The sequence below is a fragment of the Comamonas testosteroni ATCC 11996 genome, assembly GCF_000241525.1.
GTDB lineage: Bacteria > Pseudomonadota > Gammaproteobacteria > Burkholderiales > Burkholderiaceae_C > Comamonas > Comamonas testosteroni.
This window is the reverse complement of sequence record NZ_AHIL01000005.1, coordinates 1-9,841: the sequence shown is the minus strand read 5'-3', so window position 1 is coordinate 9,841 and position 9,841 is coordinate 1. Positions and strand designations below refer to the sequence as shown.

The following is a 9,841-nucleotide window of genomic DNA, read 5'->3' as shown; positions in this document are numbered from 1 at the left end:
AGGTAAAAAAATTGCCACTGTTTTGTAAATCGATAGCGCAGCTCTGCTGCACTGCGCTGTGCCAAGTGCTGCTGAGTCACTGATCATCGCCTTGGTTGACGCCATCCACACATAGGCATCGGCCCCGCTCCAGCAAAGCCGCCGGCGGTTTGGCGGCACATCTGCGCTCCCGCCGGGTCAGAGTGAAAGCGTCCCTGAGAAGCCTGGAATTTCCGTGCCGGACCTTGAGCCACTTCGGGCTTTATGGCGCACACACTGCGTAGACATCGGTCAATGGTGCAGAAAATCCTATATGCAGGTTTTCTCCTGGGAGCCAGGCACAGCATTGAAGACAAAGAAAAAGCCCCGGCTGCATGAACAGTCGGGGCTTTTATATATCTTGGCAGGGGAAGAAGGATTCGAACCTTCGCATGCTGGAATCAAAATCCAGTGCCTTAACCAGCTTGGCGACTCCCCTAAAGAGATAGCGATTATAGCCCGGTTTTCCCCGAGTTTCAAAGAACACCCATTGCCAAGCAAAACCACGGTCAGCGAATCAATGCTTTGGTCGGGGGCGTTCAACGCTTGCCAATGCTTTTCGCTGCACCGAATCGCAAAGGCAAGCGACCTCAGCCGCTCATGGTGAGCAACGACTATGGATTGCGCTGCAGATAGTCCACGGCCAGCGCGGCCAGTGAACGTGCACCCGTTGGCAGTTGCTTCTCGTCGATGTCGAACAGCGGCGAGTGGTTGGGCGCTGCCTTGGTGAAGTCCTGGCCTGCCGGCGGCGCACCCAGGAAGTAGAAGAATCCTGGCACCACTTTCTGGAACTCCGAAAAGTCCTCGGAACCGCTGACCTTGGGAATCACCATGGCCTTGCCGCCCAGGGCCAGCTTGAGCGCGGGCAGCGAGGCCTCGGTCAGCGCGGCCGGATTGGTGGTGACAGGATAGGCCACAGGGCCGAAGCGCACCTTGGCCTTGGCGCCGCTGGAGGCCGCGATCTGCTCGGCCGTGGCCGTGATTCGCTTGTGCGCTTCCTGGCGCATGTCTTCGTCGAAGGTACGCAGCGTGCCCTGCATCTCGACATTGTCGGGAATGATGTTGTAGCGCGTGCCGCCCTGGATGGAACCAATGGTCAGCACGGCAGGCTCCAGGCTGATGTTGAGCTGGCGGCTGACAACGGTCTGCAGGCCCAGCACCACCTGGCTGGCCGCGACGATGGGATCGACCGCACTCCACGGCGACGAGCCATGGCCGCCCCGGCCCTCGACCTGGATGCTCAGGCTGTCCGAGCCCGCCATCAGCGGCCCGCTGCGGTAGCCCACCATGCCCGAGGGAAGATTGGCCGTGATGTGCAGGCCGTAGATGGCCTGCACATCCTTGAGCACGCCGGCCTCCACCATGGCCTTGGCGCCGAAACTGGGTACATGGCCATGAGCATCGGCCTCCACCGGAGCGCCTTCCTCGGCCGGCTGGAAGATGAATTTCACCGTGCCCGGCAGCCTGGCGCGCATGCCGGCCAGCGCCTCGGCCGCGCCCATGAGCATGGCCACGTGGGCATCGTGCCCGCAGGCATGCATGACCGAGACCTGCTTGCCCATGTACTGGGCCTTGGCCTTGGAGGCAAAGGACAGTCCCGTCTTCTCGGCCACGGGCAGTGCATCCATATCGGCGCGCAGGGCCACTGTCTTGCCCGGCTGGCCGCCGCGCAGCACCCCCACCACGCCCGTGCCGCCCACGCCGGTCTGCACTTCCATGCCCAGGCGGCGCAGGTGATCGGCCACCAGTTTGGCCGTGCGCTCTTCCTGGCCAGACAGCTCTGGATGCTGGTGAATATCGCGACGCCACGCCACCATCTTGGGCGCCAGCGGCTCAATGGCCGCATCCAGCGCCGCCAGAGCCTGGGCATCCAGCCCCTGGGCGCTGGCTGCCAGCGGCAGGCCGCAGGCCAGCAAGCCGGCCAGCGCTATGCGCCGCAGGCCTGTGCAGGGTGGTGTGGAAAGCTTTGTCTCGGACTGTTTGTGAAGCATCTTCGTGACCCTGAAAAATGGCATAAGCAGTCATGCTAAAAGTGAAGCGCCTGTGACAGACACGGCGAAATCGCCATTCGAGGAGTCAGAAACGCCATGCCCCGGACCTTCGTCATCGAGCTACCCTGCCTGGAGCACAGCGCCACAGGCCACGCCGCACATCTCGTGGAGATGCTGCGCAGCGCCAACCTCGTTGCCGGCCTGCGCCTGGGCCGGCGCGCACCGCGCTTTGGCTGGCGCTGGGTCGATGACAGGGGCCAGCCCCTGCCGGCCATGCCGCACGCGGCCGAAGGCGCCCTGGCCGAAGGACCGGTGCATGCTGTCTTCGCAAGCACGCTGCACTGCCCGGACATTCCGTCCATCCGCGACATCGTCGCCGCGCATCCAGGCCTCACGCAGCGCATCGCCACAGCCTTCGACCAGGGCCTGATCGTGTGCACGCTGGGCAGCGGAGCCTGGTTCGCGGCCGCCAGCGGGCGCTGCGAGGGCCGCCGTGTGGCTCTGCCCTGGTATTTCATGGGCGGATTCGAACTGGACTTTACCGGCATAGAACTTGCCGAGGGCCAGCCCTTCGTGGACGACAGGCCCTGGCTCAGTGCCTCCCACCCCGAAGCCCTGGCCCCCATGGCCATCGCACTCACGCGCCATGCCTTCGGCGACGACCTGGCCGCGGCGCTGGCCGCCGTGCTGCAGCCCGATCCCCAGCGCGAACGCGCCACGCGCACCGCCTTGCAGGACCGCCGCATTCCCACCACACGGACCAGCGTGCTGGCCCATGCCATAGCCTGGCTGGAGACGCGCGTGGAGCAGCCCTATGACCTACGGGCGCTGGCGGACGCAGTATCGGCCAGCCCTCGCACCCTGCTGCGCCACTTCCAGCAGGAGTTGGGGCACAGCCCGCTGGACCACCTGCACCGACTGCGCTGCGCGCGGGCTCGGGTGTTGCTGGAGATCACGCTGGAGAGCGTGCCCTCCGTGGCATTGGCCTGCGGATATGAGGATGCCTCGGCGTTCCGGCGGGTGTTCGTCCGGTATGTGGGAATGACGCCCGCAGCCTATCGGGAAAGGCATGCCTTGAGGGCACCGAGGAGACGGTGGCGCGTCGCCGCCAGCGAAGTTCCACGACCTTGACGGCACTGGCAAGCTGACGGAGATCTCATCGCACTGTCCCGGGCTTGTCCTGCAGGAGCACGATGCAGCCACCTCCACTTCGCACCATAGGCCAATGAGGAAACCCCTCTACATTCACCTCTGCATTCACCTCACTCGACAGCCGCATCATCTCTCTTGAAGCCTGTCTCGCGCCCTGCCGGAGACAAACCAGGCCAGCAAGCCTAGTCCAGCGTCACCTTGGCCTCACGGATCACTTTCCCCCATTTGGCAGTTTCAGCGGCAATGAAGCGATCACATTCCTCCGGCGTCGAACCTTCTGCAAACGTGCCCATGGTCTGCTGCATGCGCTGTGAAATCTCCGGACTGCGAATGATGCGAGCGACTTCGGCGGACATGCGCTGGACGATCTCCTTGGGCACTCCTGCCGGGGCAATCATTGCTGCCCAGGTGCTGCCCATCAGCTCGGGGATGCCTTGCTCGGCAAACGTCGGTACATCGGGCAACACCGCCAGTCGCTTGTCGCTGGCCACGCCAATCAGACGAATGCGACCGGCCTTGGCAGGCTGAATCAGATTGGGCGGAGGATCGAGGAACAAGGGGATCTGGCCGCCCATGAGATCAGTCAGTGCCGGTGCGGCCCCTTTGTAAGGCACATGGGTCATGTCCGTCTTGGTCAGCAGCTTCAACAGCTCGGTCGTCAGATGCGCGCTGGAGCCGCTTCCCGAGGAGCCAAAGCTGACCTTGCCAGGATGCGCCTTGGCATAGGCAATCAGCTCCTGCGTGGTCTTGAACGGTGCATTGGTGGACACCGCTGCAACCAGAGGCGAGATCCCCATCAGAGACACGCCGACCAGATCCTTGCCGGGGTTGTAGGGCAGCTTGGGATACAGCGTGGTGTTGGCCGCATAAGCGGCAATCACCACGCCGAACGTATAGCCGTCAGGTGCGGACTTGGCCACCTGATCCACACCGATGAGACTGTTCGCACCCGGCTTGTTTTCGATGACGATGGGCTGGCCCAGCGCTTTCTGCAAACCCACTTGCAGCAGACGTGCCATCTGGTCGGTGAAGCCGCCAGCCGTGTAGGGAACGACGATGCGTATGGGCTTGGAGGGCCAGGGGCTCTGGGCCCAGGCCGAAGGTGCCAGCATGGCGGCGCCGGCTGCGGCGCCCGATTGCAGAAAGCTGCGGCGAGATGTCGAAGGCATGAGTGTCTCTAGGTTCTTGGGGCAAAAATGCCGCGCGACAGCGCGACAGGTAAAGGGAAAGATGTCTCAGTATCCGCGGGCCACGTCCACCAGGTTGAGCAAGGACTCGCCTGCGCGCAGGCGGCGCAGGTTCTCCAGGCACTGGCGGGCCACGGTGTCCGCCGAGGCCTGGGCCGCGATATGCGGCGTGACAAAGGCCTTGGGGTGCCTCCACACCTTGTTGCCGGGCTGGGGCGGCTCCTCGCGCAGCACATCCAGCGCGGCGCCGGCCAAATGGCCTTCGTCGAGCAGGGCCAGCAGCTCGTCCTCTACCACCTGCTCGCCGCGCCCCACGTTGATGAAGTAGGCGTCGCGCGGCAGCAGGGACAGCGTGCGGCGGTTCAGCAGATCGCGTGTCTCGGGCGTGAGCGGCAAGGCGCAGACAAGAATGTCGCTGGTGGACAGAAGCTGCTGCAGACCTTCGGCACCACTGTGCGTGGCAAGGCCTGCAATGCTCTTGGAGCTGCGGCTCCAGCCCGCGACAGGATAGCCCACGGCCTGCATGGCGCCGGCCACGAAGCGACCGACCTCGCCCAGGCCCAGAATACCCACGCGGCAGTCGGCGCTGGCGCGCACGGGGCGGCGCAGCCAGTCGCCGGCCTGCTGCTGGCGCGCGAACAGATCCAGCTCGCGCGTATGGCGCAGCGCCGTGCCGACCACATACTGGGCAATCTCCACATGCTGCTGCGGATCGACTGTGCGCGCCACGGGCAGGCCTGCCGGCAGATCGGGCACAGCCAGCAGCTTGTCCACGCCCGCGCTGGGCGCGCACAGCAGCTTGAGTTGTGGATAGGCCGGCAGCACGCCGGGCTTGAGGCTCCAGGCGAGCATGGCTTCGACCTCAGCAGCCGGTGCTTCGTCGCGATGCGCCCAGACCTGTACGTCGGGCGCCAGCGCGCGCAGCGCATCGACGATGGGCGCTCCCATGCTGGGGTGGATGTTGACCAGGATTCCCATTGATTTCTCCATGAATCTGAGCACTGCTCGCTGCCTGCGAAACGGCCGCAACCCAAGCGCGGGACACCGAGCAAGGGCCTACGCCGGCCGCGTCGCCCCGCGGCGATGGTGTCGTCCCCTCCCGCCAGGCGAGAGAGGGTGCCGTGCATACGGGGGAAGGCGCGCAGCGACTCAGGGGGTGTTAGTGCTTGTAGCCAGGATCGATGCGGTCCAGACGGCGCAGCAGGCCCGGCCAGGCCAGGCCCGCGCCCTTGCCCTTGGTGACCTGGCGCGACTGGTTGACCGCGTCGGCAATGATGGTCTGCGGAATGCGCGTCAGCTCGCTGCCGCCTGACTGCGCCAGTATCTGGATGCGGCAGGCCGACTCCAGCGTGTACATGGCCAGCACGGCCTCGGCCACGCTGCGGCCGCAGGTCAGCAGGCCGTGATTGCGCAGGATGAGGAAGTTGCTGGCACCCAGGTCGTCCACCAGGCGCGGCTTCTCGTCGTCACGCAGGGCCACGCCCTCGTAGTCGTGGTAGGCCAGGCGCACCAGCGGGAAGATGGACTGCTGCGAGATGGGCAGCAGGCCATCCTTTTGTGCCGACACGGCCACGCCGTAGCGAGTGTGCGTGTGCAGCACGCACTGCACCTCGGGCCGGCCGTCGTGAATGGCGCTGTGGATGACGAAGCCTGCGGGGTTGACGTCGTACTCGGTCTCCATCATCGGTTGGCCTTCGTGATCGACCTTGACCAGGCTGGATGCGGTGATCTCGTCGAACAGCATGCCGTACGGATTGATCAGGAACTGGCCGGGCTGGCCCGGCACGCGCGCCGAGATGTGGGTGAAGATAAGGTCGTCCCAGCCGAAGTGGGCGACCAGCCGGTAGGCGGCAGCCAGCTCGACGCGGGTCTGCCACTCCTCGGGCGTCACCTGGCGGCGGACTTCGGACATCGTGGTGTCATGGCTCATGGGATTTGTCTCGTGATGGGCATCGTGAAATGGAAGACAGGCTCAGCGCCCCGCAGCGTACTGATCGCGCAGCTCGCGCTTGAGCACCTTGCCGATGGCGCTGCGCGGCAGCTCGGCGATGAAGCGCAGGTCGGCCAGGCGCTGGGTCTTGCCGGCTTGCTGGTTGTACCAGCCCATGATTTCCTCGGGCCGGGCCGGCTGGCCCGTGCGCGACACCACATAGGCCACGGGCGTCTCTCCCCATTGATCGGAGGGAACGCCGACAACGGCCACGTCGTCCACGGCCGGGTGGGCACGCAGCTGGGCTTCCAGGTCGCTGGGATAGACGTTGAAGCCGCCGCTGATGATCATGTCCTTGCGACGATCGAACAGGGTCAGGAAGCCATCGGCATCGAAGCGCCCCACATCGCCCGTGCGGATGAAGCGCTTTCCCGTGGCATCGAACCATTCGGCCTCGCGCGTCTTGGCGGGCTGGCCGTGGTAGCCGCTCATCATGCTGGGCGAGTGGCCCACGACCTCGCCGTCCGCGCCGGGAGCGACCTCACTGCCCTCCTCGTCGATGAGGCGGATGTCATGACCTTCGGCGGGCTTGCCCACGGTATGCAGCTTGTCCGGGTGCAGATGGGCTTCGAGGATGCAGGTGCCGCCGCCCTCGGTCATGCCGTAGAACTCGGTCAGGCTGCCGGGCCAGCGCGACACCACATCGGCCTTGAGCTCGGCACGAAACGGTGCGCTGGTGCAGAACTTGGCCTGAAAGCTCGACAGATCATGCTCGCCGAACTGAGGCAGCGCCATGATGCGCTGGTACTGCACGGGCACCAGCATGGTGTGGGTGACGCGGTGCTGCTGGGCCAGTTGCAGATAGCGCGCCGCGTCGAACTTGGGCATGAGCACCACGCAGCCGCCGCTGCCCAGCGTGGGGAAGAACACCACCAGCGTGGTGTTGGAGTACAGCGGCGTGGCCAGCAGCGTCGTGCCCTCGGGGCCGTAGCCGTAGACGCCGCCCCGGTTGATATGGGTCCAGCGCATGCCATGCGACTGCACGATGCCCTTGGGAGTCCCCGTGGTGCCAGAGGAGTAGATGATGTTGAACGGTGCCTCGGGCTCCACACTCACGGCAGCGGGCTGCGCTCCTTCTGGCGCGAGCCAGTCCTCGAAGGCACGGCCCGCAGCCACGCCGTCCAGCGAGATGCATTGCAGTCCGGTGTCGGCGGGCACCAGGTCCTGGGCCGCCTTGTCGAGGAACAGGTGACGCGCCTGGGCATCGTGCAGCATGCAAGCCAGGCTCTCGGCAGTGGAGGATGGCGCCAGCGGCGCGACCACCACGCCCGCGCGCAGGGCGCCCAGGAACAGCGCGGCATAACGCACCGAGTTCAACGCGCAGATGGCAATGGCATGGCCAGGCTGCACGCCGCCTTGCTGCAGCGCGGCGGCCACGCGGTCCATGAGGGCGTCGAGCTGGGCATAGCTCAGGGTCTGCTGGTCGTCGCGCAGCGCAGCATGGTCGGGCTGCTGGCGCGCATGGCTGCGGATCAGCTCGGCCAGCGTGGAGAAGGGGGAATCGGGAGAAGGCAGGGAAACAGTCATGAGGGGCTCCGTTTCAGGAATTCACGAATCTCAGGCGGGCTGCGCCTGCGAGCCCCCGGCCCTGCAGGCGCTTGGACAGACGGTGGCTTATTTGGCAGCCAGACCCAGGCGGTCTATCAGTATCTTGTCCTTGGCAAAGGCATCCCGAGCCCATTGCGCATAGTCGGCGCCCGAGCGGTACCAGGCGTCCTGGTTGAGCTGCCTGAGCACCTCGACATGGCGCGGATCGTCCATGGCCTTCTTGAAAGCATCGTGCAGCTTGCGCACCACGGCCGGATCCATGCCCTTGGGGCCGGCCAGACCGTAGGGCGAAGTGGAGACCACGCCATAGCCCAGCTCCTTGGCCGTGGGCACGTCTGGCCAGCGCTGGGTGCGCTTTTCACCAAAGGTCATGAGCAGGCGCATCTGGCCGCCATTCACATAGGTGTCCCAGCCCGAGGCATCGCTCTGTGCAGCCACATGGCCGCCCAGCAGGGCCTGCTGCAAGTCGGCGTTGCCCTTGAAAGGCACATGATTGAGAGTGACCTTGGCGTTCTCGGCCAGCTCTTCCATCAGCAGATGCGGCGATGAACCTATGCCCGTGGAGCCGTATTCGATCTTGCCGGGGCTCTTGCGCGCGGCGGCGATGTACTCGTTGAAGCTCTTGTAGGGCGAGTCCGAGCGCACCGTGAAACCGAAGGTATAGCCCGAGACACCGATGATGTAGGTGAAATCGGTGACCGGGTTCCAGGCTGTTTTTTGCATATGTGCCATGCGCAGCATGGACATGGGGAACTGGGTGATGGTGTAGCCGTCGGGCTTGGCGGTGCGCGCCATGGTGCCGGGGCCCAGCGTGCCGCCCGCGCCGGGCTTGTTCTCGACGATGATGGGCTGGCCCAGGTGCTTGCCCGCGATGTCGGCCAGCGTACGCATATGGCGGTCGGTGGGGCCGCCTGCCGGGAATGGCACGATCAGCGTGACCGCCCGCGCGGGATAGTCGCCGGACTGTGCCCAGGCTGATGCGCCGGTGCCTGCGGCAGTCACGAAGGCGGCCGTGGCAAGCACCAGGCTGCGGCGACCAAGGGAAATCTGCATGTTTGTCTCCTGAATCTCTGAACCAGGTGGGGCCGGGGCACATACCTTGTGTGCCGCTCTGGCCGGGGCCCGGACACCGTTGCCCGGGCCGTTGGCACCGCCCTGTTGCGCGGTGCCATGGCAACACTTACATCGTCTTCACCAGCTCAGGCACTGCCTGGAACAGATCGGCTTCCAGACCGTAATCGGCCACCGAGAAGATCGGTGCCTCGGGGTCCTTGTTGATCGCCACGATCACCTTCGAGTCCTTCATGCCCGCCAGATGCTGGATCGCACCCGAGATGCCGCAGGCAATGTACAGCTGGGGCGCCACGATCTTGCCCGTCTGGCCCACTTGCAGGTCGTTGGGCGCGTAGCCCGCATCGACAGCCGCACGGCTGGCACCGATGGCCGCACCCAGCTTGTCGGCCAGGGGGGTGATCACTTCGGTGAACTTCTCGGCCGAGCCCAGAGCACGGCCGCCGGAGACGATGATCTTCGCTGCCGTCAGTTCGGGACGGTCGCTCTTGGTCACTTCACGGCCCACAAAGGCGCTCTTGCCGCTGTCGGCCACGGCAGCCGCCGTTTCCACCGCCGCCGAGCCGCCAGTGGCAGCCGCTGCATCAAAGCCCGTGGTACGCACGGTGATGACCTTGACGGCATCGGCAGACTGCACGGTGGCGATGGCGTTGCCCGCGTAGATGGGGCGCTCGAAGGTGTCGGCGGAGTCGACCTTGGTGATGTCGCTGATCTGGGCCACGTCCAGCTTGGCGGCCACGCGAGGAGCCACGTTCTTGCCCGAGGCGGTCGAGGGGAACAGGATGTGGCTGTAGTTGCCAACAATCGCCAGAACCTGGGCCGCCACGTTCTCAGCCAGGCCGTCCTTGAGGCTGGCGCCGTCGGCGTGGATGACCTTGGAGACT

At 65.4% G+C, this 9,841-nt stretch carries 8 protein-coding genes and 1 tRNA gene; 1 reads left to right on the top strand and 8 read right to left on the bottom strand.

Annotated features, from left to right (window positions below; translation table 11 throughout):
* Positions 1-380: 380 nt before the first annotated feature.
* Positions 381-457, bottom strand: a tRNA-Gln gene (locus CTATCC11996_RS03095).
* 175 nt (positions 458-632) lie between these two features.
* On the bottom strand, positions 633-2,009 hold the full coding sequence (locus CTATCC11996_RS03090; protein ID WP_034348126.1) for an amidohydrolase: 1,377 nt from the start codon (positions 2,007-2,009) through the stop codon (positions 633-635).
* A gap of 96 nt (positions 2,010-2,105) precedes the next feature.
* Here CTATCC11996_RS03090 and CTATCC11996_RS03085 point away from each other — a divergent pair, with 96 nt between their 5' ends.
* Positions 2,106-3,140 (top strand): GlxA family transcriptional regulator, encoded by a 1,035-nt coding sequence (locus tag CTATCC11996_RS03085; protein WP_003072968.1) that lies wholly within the window; start codon positions 2,106-2,108, stop codon positions 3,138-3,140.
* A gap of 203 nt (positions 3,141-3,343) precedes the next feature.
* On the opposite strand, the gene CTATCC11996_RS03080 is transcribed toward CTATCC11996_RS03085, so the two are convergent.
* The 6 genes from CTATCC11996_RS03080 to CTATCC11996_RS03055 form a co-directional block, all read right to left on the bottom strand.
* On the bottom strand, positions 3,344-4,330 hold the full coding sequence (locus CTATCC11996_RS03080) for a Bug family tripartite tricarboxylate transporter substrate binding protein (RefSeq protein ID WP_003072966.1): 987 nt from the start codon (positions 4,328-4,330) through the stop codon (positions 3,344-3,346).
* Positions 4,331-4,396: 66 nt separating this feature from the next.
* Complete coding sequence (locus tag CTATCC11996_RS03075; protein ID WP_003072964.1) at positions 4,397-5,326, bottom strand: 2-hydroxyacid dehydrogenase; 930 nt, start codon at positions 5,324-5,326, stop codon at positions 4,397-4,399.
* 181 nt (positions 5,327-5,507) lie between these two features.
* Positions 5,508-6,278, bottom strand: coding sequence for a class II aldolase/adducin family protein (locus CTATCC11996_RS03070; protein ID WP_003072962.1), 771 nt, complete (start codon positions 6,276-6,278; stop codon positions 5,508-5,510).
* Between the two features lie 42 nt (positions 6,279-6,320).
* Entirely contained in the window at positions 6,321-7,865 is a 1,545-nt protein-coding gene (locus CTATCC11996_RS03065) for a class I adenylate-forming enzyme family protein (RefSeq protein WP_003072960.1), read from the bottom strand.
* An 87-nt stretch (positions 7,866-7,952) separates the two neighbouring features.
* Positions 7,953-8,939 carry a tripartite tricarboxylate transporter substrate binding protein gene (locus CTATCC11996_RS03060; protein WP_003072958.1) on the bottom strand — a complete coding sequence of 329 codons (987 nt, stop codon included), beginning with the start codon at positions 8,937-8,939 and terminating at the stop codon, positions 7,953-7,955.
* Between the two features lie 127 nt (positions 8,940-9,066).
* On the bottom strand, positions 9,067-9,841 hold a 775-nt coding region (locus tag CTATCC11996_RS03055), incomplete at its 5' end, for an electron transfer flavoprotein subunit alpha/FixB family protein (RefSeq protein ID WP_003072956.1).